This window comes from Vibrio crassostreae, assembly GCF_041439375.1.
Classification (GTDB): domain Bacteria; phylum Pseudomonadota; class Gammaproteobacteria; order Enterobacterales; family Vibrionaceae; genus Vibrio; species Vibrio crassostreae_D.
Genome location: NZ_JBGONY010000005.1, coordinates 31,551 through 44,299, shown reverse-complemented (window position 1 = coordinate 44,299; position 12,749 = coordinate 31,551). Strand labels below are relative to the sequence as shown.

The 12,749-nt window shown below is 44.4% G+C and carries 13 protein-coding genes; all 13 read left to right on the top strand.

What is annotated here, in order from left to right:
• Positions 1-256: 256 nt before the first annotated feature.
• A complete protein-coding gene (gene aspS, locus ACED45_RS03895; RefSeq protein ID WP_017062081.1) occupies positions 257-2,035 on the top strand; it encodes an aspartate--tRNA ligase in 1,779 nt (592 codons plus the stop codon).
• Positions 2,036-2,205: 170 nt separating this feature from the next.
• Positions 2,206-2,727 carry a crossover junction endodeoxyribonuclease RuvC gene (gene ruvC, locus ACED45_RS03890; RefSeq protein WP_146492173.1) on the top strand — a complete coding sequence of 174 codons (522 nt, stop codon included), beginning with the start codon at positions 2,206-2,208 and terminating at the stop codon, positions 2,725-2,727.
• Positions 2,728-2,918: 191 nt separating this feature from the next.
• A complete protein-coding gene (locus ACED45_RS03885; RefSeq protein ID WP_371713341.1) occupies positions 2,919-4,379 on the top strand; it encodes a methyl-accepting chemotaxis protein in 1,461 nt (486 codons plus the stop codon).
• 92 nt (positions 4,380-4,471) lie between these two features.
• Complete coding sequence (gene ruvA, locus ACED45_RS03880; protein ID WP_371713340.1) at positions 4,472-5,083, top strand: Holliday junction branch migration protein RuvA; 612 nt, start codon at positions 4,472-4,474, stop codon at positions 5,081-5,083.
• 103 nt (positions 5,084-5,186) lie between these two features.
• Positions 5,187-6,203 (top strand): Holliday junction branch migration DNA helicase RuvB, encoded by a 1,017-nt coding sequence (gene ruvB, locus ACED45_RS03875; RefSeq protein WP_017062078.1) that lies wholly within the window; start codon positions 5,187-5,189, stop codon positions 6,201-6,203.
• Between the two features lie 551 nt (positions 6,204-6,754).
• Complete coding sequence (gene cydA, locus ACED45_RS03870; RefSeq protein ID WP_017630634.1) at positions 6,755-8,341, top strand: cytochrome ubiquinol oxidase subunit I; 1,587 nt, start codon at positions 6,755-6,757, stop codon at positions 8,339-8,341.
• A gap of 14 nt (positions 8,342-8,355) precedes the next feature.
• Positions 8,356-9,492, top strand: a complete 1,137-nt coding sequence (cydB, locus tag ACED45_RS03865; protein ID WP_171732038.1) for a cytochrome d ubiquinol oxidase subunit II — start codon at positions 8,356-8,358, stop codon at positions 9,490-9,492.
• A gap of 31 nt (positions 9,493-9,523) precedes the next feature.
• A complete protein-coding gene (gene cydX, locus ACED45_RS03860) occupies positions 9,524-9,631 on the top strand; it encodes a cytochrome bd-I oxidase subunit CydX (RefSeq protein ID WP_000270284.1) in 108 nt (35 codons plus the stop codon).
• On the top strand, positions 9,624-9,926 hold the full coding sequence (gene ybgE, locus ACED45_RS03855) for a cyd operon protein YbgE (RefSeq protein WP_371713339.1): 303 nt from the start codon (positions 9,624-9,626) through the stop codon (positions 9,924-9,926). The genes cydX and ybgE overlap by 8 nt, the downstream gene beginning before the upstream one ends.
• A gap of 172 nt (positions 9,927-10,098) precedes the next feature.
• The gene (gene ybgC / locus ACED45_RS03850; RefSeq protein WP_017067533.1) at positions 10,099-10,536 is read left to right on the top strand and encodes a tol-pal system-associated acyl-CoA thioesterase; all 438 of its coding nucleotides are present in this window, start codon (positions 10,099-10,101) and stop codon (positions 10,534-10,536) included.
• The gene (gene tolQ, locus ACED45_RS03845) at positions 10,526-11,209 is read left to right on the top strand and encodes a protein TolQ (protein WP_010437896.1); all 684 of its coding nucleotides are present in this window, start codon (positions 10,526-10,528) and stop codon (positions 11,207-11,209) included. Before ybgC ends, tolQ begins: the two co-directional genes overlap by 11 nt.
• A 3-nt stretch (positions 11,210-11,212) precedes the next feature.
• Complete coding sequence (gene tolR, locus ACED45_RS03840) at positions 11,213-11,656, top strand: protein TolR (protein WP_017062072.1); 444 nt, start codon at positions 11,213-11,215, stop codon at positions 11,654-11,656.
• Between the two features lie 13 nt (positions 11,657-11,669).
• Positions 11,670-12,737, top strand: coding sequence for a cell envelope integrity protein TolA (tolA, locus tag ACED45_RS03835; RefSeq protein ID WP_146492170.1), 1,068 nt, complete (start codon positions 11,670-11,672; stop codon positions 12,735-12,737).
• Positions 12,738-12,749: the final 12 nt, after the last annotated feature.

The following is a 12,749-nucleotide window of genomic DNA, read 5'->3' as shown; positions in this document are numbered from 1 at the left end:
GAAAATCTACTTTACGAGAGTTTTGCTGATTAAGGTACTTTCGAGATATAATTATCGCAATTTTTTCGGTTTTGATGAATCTTTGCGCACTTGATGGGCTAAAAAGCAGCAAAGCCAGATAAAACACAATAAATTCGAATGTGGAAGGTCGATTTTAAGCGAGTTTCCGCGTATAAATGTTCCTTTGCTCTGTTGTGTGGAATGACCACAGACAGCTTGGAAACTAGTAAATAATTAAGAGATTGGGAAATTCATTATGCGTACCCATTACTGTGGTAACCTGAACAAGTCCCTGGCGGGACAAACTGTAGAATTGTGCGGCTGGGTAAACCGTCGCCGTGATTTAGGCGGTCTTATCTTTATTGATATGCGTGATCGTGAAGGCATCGTTCAGGTTGTTGTCGATCCAGATATGAAAGATATCTTCCCGATCGCTAACCAACTGCGTAATGAATTCTGTATCAAGTTTACTGGTGAAGTACGTGTTCGCCCGGACAGCCAAGTAAATAAAGACATGGCTACTGGTGAAGTAGAACTTTACGCGACCGGTCTAGAGATCATCAACCGTTCAGAAGCGCTTCCACTAGACTTCAACCAAACGAACTCTGAAGAGCAGCGTCTAAAGTACCGTTACATTGATCTTCGTCGTCCAGAAATGAGCGACCGTATCAAGCTTCGTGCACGTGCTTCTAGCTTCGTTCGTCGTTTCCTTGATGAGAACCTGTTCCTAGACATCGAAACGCCAGTACTAACGAAAGCGACACCAGAAGGTGCTCGTGACTACCTAGTACCAAGCCGTGTTCACAAAGGTAGCTTCTACGCACTTCCTCAATCTCCTCAGCTGTTCAAGCAACTGCTGATGATGTCTGGTTTTGACCGTTACTACCAAATCGTTAAATGTTTCCGTGATGAAGATTTACGTGCTGACCGTCAGCCTGAATTTACTCAAATCGATATCGAAACATCTTTCATGACTTCTCAAGAAGTACGTAACGTGACTGAGAAGCTTGTTCACGATATGTGGAAAGAACTTCTAGATGTTGAACTAGGCCAATTCCCAGTAATGCCTTTCTCTGAAGCGATTCGTCGTTTCGGTTCTGATAAGCCAGATCTACGTAACCCACTAGAGCTAGTTGACGTTGCTGACTTGGTTAAAGATGTTGAGTTCAAAGTATTTTCTGGCCCAGCTAACGATGAAAAAGGTCGCGTAGCGGTTATTCGTGTTCCAGGTGGTGCTAAGCTAACTCGTAAGCAAATCGACGGTTACGCTGAACACGTAAACATCTACGGCGCGAAAGGCCTAGCTTGGATGAAGGTTAACGACCGTGCTGCAGGCATGGAAGGTATTCAATCTCCAGTTGCTAAGTTCCTAAGCGAAGACGTAATCAACGGTATTCTAGATCGCACTCAAGCTGAATCTGGCGATATCATTCTGTTCGGTGCAGACAAAGCGGGCATCGTTGCTGAAGCAATGGGCGCACTTCGTCTTAAACTAGGTACGGATCTAGAGCTAACAGACACATCAGCATGGGCTCCACTGTGGGTTGTTGACTTCCCAATGTTCGAAGAAGACGGCGAAGGTAACCTACACGCAATGCACCACCCATTCACATCACCACTAGGTGTGAACGCGGAAGAGCTTAAAGCGAACCCAGCAGCAGCAAATTCAGATGCATACGACATGGTAATCAACGGCTACGAAGTAGGCGGCGGTTCTGTACGTATTCACAACGCAGAAATGCAAACAGCGGTATTCGGTATCCTAGGTATCGAAGCACAAGAGCAACAAGAGAAGTTCGGCTTCCTACTTGAAGCGCTTAAGTACGGTACGCCACCACACGCTGGTCTAGCATTCGGTCTTGACCGTCTAGCAATGCTGCTTTGTGGTACAGAGAACATCCGTGACGTTATCGCATTCCCGAAAACAACAGCAGCAGCATGTCTACTAACAGACGCGCCAAGCCTAGCGAACCCAGCATCGCTGGAAGAGCTAGCAATCGCAGTTAAATTGGCAGAGAAAAAAGAGCAAGCGTAAGCCTGTTATCTTTTCTTGTTGATGAAGAGATCCTAGTTGATAGAGAGCTCTTAATTCATTAGCCAGACCTGTCAGTAATTAGAAAATGCCCGTTAATTTGACGGGCATTTTTTTTTGCGTTCGATATACTAAGCTCATAAAGCATGTATAAATAATCAGTATTTGAAATTATGTCTATTATCTTAGGGATTGACCCTGGCTCTCGTATTACCGGCTATGGCGTGATTCGTCAAAATGGTCGTCATCTATATTACTTAGGTAGCGGTTGTATTCGCACCTCTGAAAAAGAACTGCCGGGTCGACTCAAACAAATCTACGCCGGTGTGAGCGAAATCATCACTCAGTTTCAGCCGGATGTGTTCGCTATTGAGCAGGTCTTCATGGCGAAGAATGCGGATTCTGCACTTAAACTTGGACAAGCTCGTGGCAGTGCGATAGTGGCTGCGGTGAATGCTGAGCTGCCCGTCCATGAGTATGCGGCTCGTTTAATAAAACAAGCGGTGACAGGCAATGGTGGTGCTGATAAGTCGATGGTTCAAAACATGGTGATGAGCATGCTTAAGTTACCGGCTAAACCACAGGCCGATGCTGCTGATGCTCTAGGCGTAGCGATCACTCACGCCAACACTAATAAAACCTTGATAGCACTGGCAGGTAAGGCGACAGGCGCGAGAAAAGGGCGTTACCGTTAAGTCCCATCCCTCTGCTTTCTAAAAGCTTGCATTCCATGAGCCTACGCCTCGTTTAGCTCAAAGCAAGACGCTCTTAAATCCTTGATGAAATGAGATCTTTCGAACACAAACCAAATAATAACATTGCGTATCATTTAACATGTTATTAACATTGGTCGGAGGTCTTACAAGTCAATCAAGGATGATCACTGATGAACCCAATCAAGCTGTGGCGCGCGCTATTTCTACCCAAAAATAATGGGTGGAGTAACAACGAAGTCAGGCAAGCCGATATCTTATTACTCTTCACTTTTATCGCCTTCTTTGTGGGTGTCTACAGCCTCATCAAGTGGGCCAAGCATGAAGAGCAGCTGCTGGTTGCCACTTCCGTATTTCTTATCGCCTTTGAATTAGTCTCTGCACTTCTATTACGCATTACCCGAAAGCCTAGCTTGGCATTGAACTTTGGCTTTGTCGGCATGGCAGTGCACGCGCTGAATATCATTTACCAAAGCGGTGGTGTGGTGGCATCGACTCAGACTTATTGGGTTCCTTTGTTAGTGGTCGCTTTTTTCTTATCGGGAACACGCATTATCGCCTTGGTATGGAGTGGGCTAGTGATTGGCGTGTCATTGATGATGACGTCGGCTCACCTTGATGGCTTTGAATTTCCGCAGTTAGTACTTACTCCGGAAGCCGTGGTCGTTGAAACCTGGTCTGGTGTAATCATGCCGCTGGTGGTGATCTGTATTGCTCAAGCGTTTACCGCTAAGCAAAAAGAGGTGGCGATTGAAATGGCAGAAGATGCGATTTCAGAAAGCCAACACGTTGCCAATCAAGCGACGCAAAGCGAAGGACGACTTTCGATTGTCCTTGAGCAAGCTAACTCAAACTCTGAAAGCTTAAAGGGCGTATCTGCTCACTTGGACCAGCAGTCGCAAGATCTGCATGCTCAAGTTGAGGTGCTGAACATCAATTGCGAATCTCAGGCGAGTGCAGCAGAACAGATGAGCCAACAATTGCATCAAATGACTCAAGGTATCGAAGAATCAAACTCATTTGTGGGTGAGCTAAAAGAGCGTAGCGAAGCCGTGGGAACGAAAGCGCAGAAGAGCTCAGAATCACTAGAAGCTTCAACCAGTGCAATCAGCCAGATCATTCAAAGTAATCAAGAGATCATGAAAGTCGCTGATTTGATTACCTCGGTTGCTGAGCAAACCAATCTATTAGCACTTAATGCAGCAATAGAGGCGGCACGCGCTGGTGAGCAAGGACGAGGTTTTGCGGTAGTTGCAGACCAAGTGAGAGAGTTATCGGCGAAAAGCAGTCACTCCGCGATAGAAATTCGAACCTTATTAGACCGAAGTAAAGAAGAAGTGGAACATGGTAGAGCGATCATTGAAACTACGGCCAATGAAATGAACGGCATTATCTCTGAGGTGCAAACCATTTCTACTGATGTAAACCAACTGACCAATATTATGGCGATGCAGATGAGCTCATTGAAAGAACTCGATATTGCGAGTTCAGAAGTAGCACAGAGTGTTGCAGAAACCAAATCCGTTTCAGGCTTAGTGGCCACTTACGGCTCAGAATTGACTGGGCATGTTACATCAGTCAAGGAATTGGTTGAAAGCCTGAATCGCGTGGTCTCCCAAGCAAAGCAAGCTTAAATAAATCATCCTAACAAACACAAAGAACTGGATAAGCATCCAGTTCTTTTATATTCTGTCCCTCAAATTATATTCCATCAAGAGAGTGAATTGTGATCGGACGTCTACGCGGTACATTAATAGAAAAACAGCCACCAGAATTACTAATCGAAGTGAGTGGTGTTGGCTATGAAGTTCAAATGCCAATGAGCTGTTTTTATGAATTACCAAATGTTGGCGAAGAGGCAATTATCTACACTCACTTTGTTGTTCGTGAAGATGCACAACTGCTTTACGGATTCAACACAGTTAAAGAACGTGCGCTGTTTCGTGAAGTCATCAAAGCAAATGGTGTTGGTCCTAAGCTCGGCCTTGGCATCCTCTCAGGCATGACTGCGAGCCAGTTTGTGCAGAGTGTTGAGCGTGAAGATATCTCTACGCTGGTTAAACTTCCGGGTGTGGGTAAGAAAACCGCAGAACGTCTGGTTGTTGAAATGAAAGACCGACTGAAAGGGTGGGGCGCGGGAGATCTGTTTACTCCAGCGACGGATGCTGCTCCTATTGATTCTATGCCAACCGTTCACGACGCGGAAGAAGAAGCTGTAAGTGCACTACTTGCATTAGGCTACAAGCCGACTCAAGCTTCTAAGGTGGTTACTCAAGTGGCTAAAGATGGCATGACCAGCGAACAGTTGATTCGCGAAGCTCTGAAATCGATGGTTTAATACCCGATATACTTGTTCGACAAAATAGACTCATTCACTTTGCCTTTACACAGAGTCAAGAAGCGCAGAGTCAACAAGAGTATAGTTAGGAATAGCAGAATTTATGATTGAAGCCGATCGCCTTATTGCACCGGATAACCCAGTATTCAAAGATGAAGATGTCATTGATCGTGCAATACGCCCTAAAGCACTTGCCGACTATCAAGGCCAGGATCACGTTCGTGGCCAGATGGAGATTTTCATCAAAGCGGCACAACTGCGTAATGAGGCGCTCGATCATCTGTTGATATTTGGTCCTCCAGGTTTGGGTAAAACCACGTTGGCGAACATTGTTGCCAATGAGATGGATGTCAACATTCGTACCACTTCAGGCCCTGTTCTAGAAAAAGCGGGTGACCTAGCGGCGCTGCTGACCAATCTTGAAGAAAATGATGTCCTTTTCATTGATGAGATTCACCGTTTAAGCCCTGTGGTTGAAGAGGTGTTGTATCCAGCAATGGAAGACTACCAATTAGACATTATGATTGGCGAAGGCCCAGCGGCGCGTTCTATCAAGATCGATCTTCCTCCTTTTACTTTGATTGGCGCAACCACTCGTGCTGGCTCACTGACATCGCCGTTACGTGACCGCTTCGGTATTACTCAGCGTCTTGAGTACTACAAGGTTGAAGACCTACAAAACATTGTTCAGCGCAGTGCTGATTGCCTTGGTCTTTCTATGGAGTCCGAAGGGGCGTTAGAAGTTGCTCGCCGAGCTCGTGGTACGCCACGTATTGCTAACCGTCTACTGCGCCGTGTTCGCGATTATGCGGAAGTGAAAGGCGACGGACATATTTGCCCAGAGGTTGCTGATAAAGCGCTAAACATGTTGGATGTCGATGCTAAGGGTTTTGACTACATGGACAGAAAACTTCTGCTTGCGATCATGGAGAAGTTTGGCGGTGGTCCGGTTGGTATCGACAACATGGCTGCTGCGATTGGTGAAGAGAGAGACACCATTGAAGATGTGTTAGAGCCTTACTTGATTCAGCAAGGTTATCTACAAAGAACACCAAGAGGTCGAATCGCAACTGACAGAGCCTATTTACACTTCGGTATAGATAAGCCGTCTAATCGTTAAATTATTCATTTTTAAAGATCCCAGTTGCATAAGCGCTGGGATTTTTTGCATTTTACTGAATAACAACTCTTTGCGCGAATCGATAAAAATGCCGAATAGAGCCTTCAAAAATGAAAACTTTGATTTCAGGTTTGATTTGACTAACAAAAGTTGAAATAAGTTGTCATAAATTTTGTTAATACTTTATGGGTAGTTGTAATTTGTATGTTGAGGCGGTGCTGAGCTTTTGTCACAGATATCATGCGCTGTTATTAACAGAGCTCAAATTGGTGTGATTTTAGTCATGATTGTTCAAAAATACCTCTAATTTGCGTGAATAAAATTGATACAAATCAACGCAGGCTTCTCCTATAAATCTTTTGAAACATACTGATTTTACCAGTAATATTAGCGCCAGCTATATTAGCTCATGCTTAACAATAATCTAACTATAACGGTACGTTTTTGCTACAAATTTCAATTTGTAATAACAATCATATAAATTGTTTTAACATGGATTTTTGCGGTGAATAATCACACAAGTGTCATTCAGCCGACACAAAGGAGTTACCATGATTGATGTTGTTGATCTGTCGCGATTGCAATTTGCATTTACAGCGATGTATCACTTCCTATTTGTTCCACTGACACTAGGTATGGCATTTCTACTTGCCATTATGGAGTCAGTTTATGTAATGACTGGCAAGCAAATTTACAAGGACATGACTAAGTTCTGGGGTAAATTGTTTGGTATTAACTTTGCTCTTGGTGTAGCGACAGGCTTAACCATGGAGTTCCAGTTCGGTACTAACTGGTCTTACTATTCTCACTATGTTGGCGACATCTTTGGTGCTCCGCTGGCTATCGAAGCGCTTGTTGCATTCTTCCTAGAGTCTACTTTTGTTGGTCTTTTCTTCTTCGGTTGGGACAGATTGTCGAAGCGTCAACACTTAGCGGTAACATGGTTAGTAGCACTTGGCTCTAACTTTTCTGCGCTTTGGATCTTGGTAGCTAACGGCTGGATGCAAAACCCAGTGGGTGCGGAATTTAACTTTGAAACTATGCGTATGGAAATGGTGAGCTTCGCTGAAGTTGTACTAAACCCAGTAGCACAGGTTAAATTCGTACACACAGTAGCGTCTGGTTACACAACGGGTGCGATGTTCATCCTTGGTATCAGCTCATACTACATTCTTAAAGGTCGTGACCTTGCCTTTGCTCGTCGTTCTTTCGCGATTGCAGCATCTTTCGGTATGGCGGCGATCCTGTCAGTAATCGTACTAGGTGATGAATCTGGTTACGAGCTTGGTGAAGTTCAGAAAGTGAAGCTAGCTGCTGTAGAAGCAGAGTGGCACACGGAAGAAGCACCAGCAGCATTTACTGTTTTTGGTATTCCTAACCAAGAAACAATGGATACTGACTACGCAATTAAGATCCCTTACGTAATGGGTATTATTGCAACGCGTTCTCTTGATAAAGAAGTAACGGGTCTACGTGACCTACGTGATGACCACGTTGATCGCATCCGTACAGGTATGTACGCATACGAACTACTTGAGAAACTACGTGCGGGCGATAAGTCTGAAGAAAACATGGCAGCGTTCGATGAAGTGAAAGGTGACCTAGGTTACGGTCTACTTCTTAAGCGCTACACAGATGACGTTGTTGATGCAACAGAAGACCAAATCCAAATGGCTGCGGATGATTCAATCCCAACAGTTTGGCCTCTATTCTGGTCATTCCGTCTGATGGTTGCTTGTGGCTTCATCATGCTGTTTGTATTCGGTGCTGCGTTTGTTCAAACGTGTCGTCAGAAAATCGAACAGAAACCATGGGTACTTAAAGCTGCGCTATTCTCAATCCCACTGCCTTGGATTGCGATTGAAGCAGGTTGGTTCGTTGCTGAGTTTGGTCGTCAACCATGGGCGGTTGGTGAAATCCTACCGGTTAACGTTGCTGCATCAGCACTAACTATTGAACAGCTTTGGACTTCTCTATTCGCTATCCTGGCATTGTACACAGTGTTCTTGATTGCTGAAGTTTACCTAATGCTGAAATTCGCACGTAAAGGTCCAAGTAGCTTGAAGACAGGCCGTTACCACTTCGAACAAAACGATAACTCTGTTGAAGACAAAGTTAGCCGTTCAGTTGAAGTATAAGTGAGGGAATATTAATGTTTGATTACGAAAGCTTACGACTCATTTGGTGGGTATTGATCGGTGTTCTACTGGTTGGTTTCGCCGTAACTGATGGCTTCGATATGGGTGTTGCCGCTCTTTCTCCTGTTATCGGTAAGAGCGACACTGAACGTCGTATTATGCTCAATACTATTGCCCCTCACTGGGATGGCAACCAAGTTTGGTTGATCACTGCTGGTGGTGCATTATTTGCTGCATGGCCGCTGGTTTACGCAACGTCGTTTTCTGGCTTCTACTTCGCAATGTACGCGACGTTAGCTGCGCTTTGGTTACGACCACTTGCACTTGACTACCGTTCTAAGATTGAAGACCCAAAATGGCGCAAAACTTGGGACTACGCACTTTGCTTTAGTGGCACAGTACCCCCAATCATTTTTGGTGTTGCATTTGGTAACCTATTACAAGGTGTACCATTTGATCTGAACAGTCTAATGATGTCAAAGTACCACGGTACGTTCTTCGCTCTGTTGAACCCGTTTGCATTACTATGTGGCGTGTTGGCTCTAATGTTGTTCGTAATGCAAGGTGCAACATGGCTTCAAATGAAGACAACAGAAGATCTGCATCGCCGAGCTCGTAACGTTGCTCAGATCACTGGTCTAATTGCAATTGTTCTGTTCGTTATTGGGGGCTTCTGGGTTCAATCTATCGAAGGCTATGTAATCACGAGCACTATCGATACGTTTGCAGACTCAAACCCACTAAACAAAGAAGTCTCACTTCAAGTGGGTGCTTGGATGACAAACTTCGAAACGTATCCTGCAATGTGGGCGGCGCCGATCCTTGGTGTAGCAATGCCACTGCTTGCTGTGATTGCATCTCGCTTTGAGCGTGGTGGTTTCGCATTCTTGTTCTCAAGTCTATCTAACGCTGGTGTTATTTTAACGGCTGGTTTTGCAATGTTCCCATTTGTAATGCCATCTAGCCTGAACCCTAGCCATAGTTTGACTATGTGGGATTCAACAGCTAGTGAGCTAACGCTTGGTCTTATGACCGCAGTTGCGGCGGTAATGGTTCCTGTGATTCTTGGCTACACAACTTGGACATACTACAAAATGTTCGGTCGTCTAGATAAGAAACACATCGAAGATAACGACGTTTCAGCTTACTAAGCTAGAAGTGAAATAACTTAGGAGAAATTTTATGTGGTATTTCGCATGGATTTTGGGTGTACTTCTAGCATGTGCATTCGGCATCATTAATGCTCTATGGCTAGAGCATTCAGAAATGATGGACAAAGACAGTGAGTAATCTCGCAGAGCAAGTTGCTAAGCTGCATCAACCAATGGATAAGACTTTGTTAAGAGCTTTATCCCTAGTATTGGGTTTTATGCATGTGGGTTTAGTGATGTGGGATCCTGAAGCGTATGCGACAAGCATCGGTGGCTTTAACGCGATCATCGGGCCAATGTTTATCTGGGCAGTATGCTCAAGCATGGTTTACGGTATCGGATTTAAGCCAAGAGCTTGGATATGGCAGCTATTGTTTAGCCCATACGTTTCACTCACAATTTTGCTCTACCTAACGGTGCTGCGCCTTTTATAAAAGGCAAAGGATTTAGGTTCATTACAACGTGAATCTTTATACTTGTTGGGTTTTTAGCCAAAAAGAGGTCATCTTATACAGATGGCCTTTTTTTTCGTCTGTTAAATCAAAAAATTCACAGCGATATACTATTAATGATAAGGAGTTAGGTTATAGTGAGATCTTTATCGTTTTGGATTGTGGTATCAAATTGCAGGGATTATCTAAGCCATTTACGTGGCCAGTAACAGTGTATTACGAAGACACCGATGCTGGTGGTGTTGTATACCATTCAAACTATCTTAAGTTTTTCGAACGCGCTCGAACTGAGATGCTGCGCTCAATTGGCGTTTCTCAGCAAGTATTGTTAGAACAAAACATCGGTTTTGTAGTCCGACATATGGACATTGATTTTATTCAAGGCGCGCGTCTTGATGATTCTTTACAAGTCATTACAAATATTTACGAGTTGAAGCGAGCTACCTTGGTCTTCTGTCAAGAGATCGTAAATCCTGATGGCAAAGCATTGTGTAAAGCAATGGTTAAGGTAGCATGTATCGACAATCAAAAAATGAAACCAAAGGCAATGCCAACATTTATTCTTACGGAGCTAACGAATAGTGACTGCTGAAATCTCAATCTTAGGCCTAATTTTAGAAGCTAGTTTATTAGTTAAAATGGTCATGCTAGTTCTTATGGGCATGTCTGTTGTTTCTTGGGCGATGATCATCAAAAGAAGTAAAGTATTATCTCAAGCTTCGAAACAAACAGAAGTGTTTGAAGATAAATTTTGGTCAGGCGTTGATCTTGCAAAATTGTACCAAGAGAGCAATAAACGCAAAGACGAGCTTTCTGGTACTGAAGAAATTTTCTACGCAGGCTTTACTGAGTTTGCTCGCCTTCGTAAATCGAATGCAACTTCACCTGACTTCATTATGGAAGGCACAGGCCGTGCGATGCGCGTTGCTGTTGCTCGTGAAGTCGATGAACTAGAAACTAACTTACCTTTCTTGGCGACCGTTGGCTCTATCAGTCCATACATCGGCCTATTTGGTACGGTTTGGGGCATCATGCACTCATTCATCGCATTAGGTGAAGTGAAGCAAGCTACGCTCGCAATGGTTGCCCCTGGTATTGCAGAAGCACTGATCGCAACAGCAATGGGTCTATTCGCTGCAATTCCAGCAGTAATGGCGTACAACCGCTTCAGTAGCCGAGTAGGCAAGCTAGAGCACAACTACGCGACTTTCTCTGAAGAGTTCCACAGTATTCTTCACCGTCAAGCGATGGCTGGCAGGGAATAATAGATGGCTGGATACCAACCTAAAAAACGCAAAATGACAGCAGAGATTAACGTTGTACCTTACATCGACGTTATGCTTGTTTTGTTGATCATTTTTATGGTGACTTCACCGTTTGTTACTCAGGGCGTTGACGTTGAGTTGCCTCAGGCTTCAACGGCTAAGTCGGCACAAGATCTATTGGGTGACGACAACGCGAGTTTCATCATCGTTGAAGTGAACAAAGACGGTGAGCTTGGCTTGAGTGTTAATGACGAAGAAGTACAACGTGGCTTATCCATGGAAGATATTATCGTCCGAGTGAAAGCTGAGTTGTCTTTGAAGCCAAACTCTCCAGTGGCGGTAGGTGGTGATGCCGCAACGCCATACGCTGAAGTGGTTTTATTACTTGATGAATTAAGCCGTGCAGGTGTGCCAAAGGTTGGCCTTTTAACGGATATAAGGGAATAGCTCCGTAGCATTCATGAAAGCGAATAATAAAAAATCCAATAATTTCAGATCACCGCTTCTTATTTCTCTTGGGCTGCACGTCATTTTATTCGTTGCGCTCATTTGGGGAGCGGATTTCACGATGTCAGAGCCAAAGCCTACAGGGCAGATGGTTCAAGCTGTGGTGATTGATCCTCAGTTGGTTCGCCAGCAAGCTCAACAGATTCGTCAACAAAGAGAAGCGGCGAGTAAGAAAGAGCAAGAGCGTTTAGACAAACTAAGACGTGAAAGCGAACGACTTGAAAAGAATCGTAAAGCTGAAGAAGAAAATATTCGTAAGCTGAAAGAAAAGCAAGCTAAGGAAGCTAAAGCGGCTCGAGAAGCGGAAAAGCGCCGAGTTGAGAAAGAAAAACAACGCAAAGTTGAAGAAGCGCGTTTACAGCAAGAGAAAAAGAAAGCCGCTAAAGCCGAAGCTGATCGCAAGCTAAAAGAAGCTGCGTTAGTGAAAGCCGAGAACGAGCGTAAAGCCAAAGAAGCGGCGATTGCAAAAGCGGAACAAGAACGCGTGGCAAAAGAGAAAGCCGCGAAAGAGGCAGCAGACAAAGCTCGTAAAGAGAAAGAAGCTGCTGAACGCGCTGAAAAGCAACGCATAGCGAAAGAGAAAGAAGCGGCAGCCGCAGCAGAGAAAGCCCGTAAGGCAAAAGAAGCTGCAGCAAAAGCAGAAAAAGAGCGTAAACAGCAAGAAGCAGCATTGAACGATATCTTTGCTGGTCTTGAAACTGAAGCGACTCAAAACTCTTCAGCAAGGCAACAATTTATCAGTGATGAAGCTCAACGTTACGGTGCTATCTATACCCAACTGATTCAACAGAACCTGTTGTTAGAAGACAGCTATCGAGGGCGTTCGTGCCGAGTGAACCTTAAGCTAATTCCAACCGGTTCTAACGCGATATTGGGTAGTTTGAGTATCTTAGATGGTGATAGCCGTCTATGTGCAGCAACCAAACGTGCTGTGGCACAAGTGCAATCTTATCCATTGCCTAAAGACCCAGACATTGTGAACTCACTGAAAGACATTAACTTAACTGTATCACCAGAGTAAAAGGACGAACTT

What these genes read in the sequence shown, in the direction of transcription:
- aspS (WP_017062081.1), top strand. Translation starts at nt 257, where the DNA reads ATGCGTACCCATTACTGTGGTAACCTGAACAAGTCCCTGGCGGGACAA.
- ACED45_RS03885 (WP_371713341.1), top strand. Translation starts at nt 2,919, where the DNA reads ATGAACCCAATCAAGCTGTGGCGCGCGCTATTTCTACCCAAAAATAAT.
- ruvC (WP_146492173.1), top strand. Translation starts at nt 2,206, where the DNA reads ATGTCTATTATCTTAGGGATTGACCCTGGCTCTCGTATTACCGGCTAT.
- ruvB (WP_017062078.1), top strand. Translation starts at nt 5,187, where the DNA reads ATGATTGAAGCCGATCGCCTTATTGCACCGGATAACCCAGTATTCAAA.
- tolA (WP_146492170.1), top strand. Translation starts at nt 11,670, where the DNA reads ATGAAAGCGAATAATAAAAAATCCAATAATTTCAGATCACCGCTTCTT.
- cydB (WP_171732038.1), top strand. Translation starts at nt 8,356, where the DNA reads ATGTTTGATTACGAAAGCTTACGACTCATTTGGTGGGTATTGATCGGT.
- cydX (WP_000270284.1), top strand. Translation starts at nt 9,524, where the DNA reads ATGTGGTATTTCGCATGGATTTTGGGTGTACTTCTAGCATGTGCATTC.
- cydA (WP_017630634.1), top strand. Translation starts at nt 6,755, where the DNA reads ATGATTGATGTTGTTGATCTGTCGCGATTGCAATTTGCATTTACAGCG.
- tolR (WP_017062072.1), top strand. Translation starts at nt 11,213, where the DNA reads ATGGCTGGATACCAACCTAAAAAACGCAAAATGACAGCAGAGATTAAC.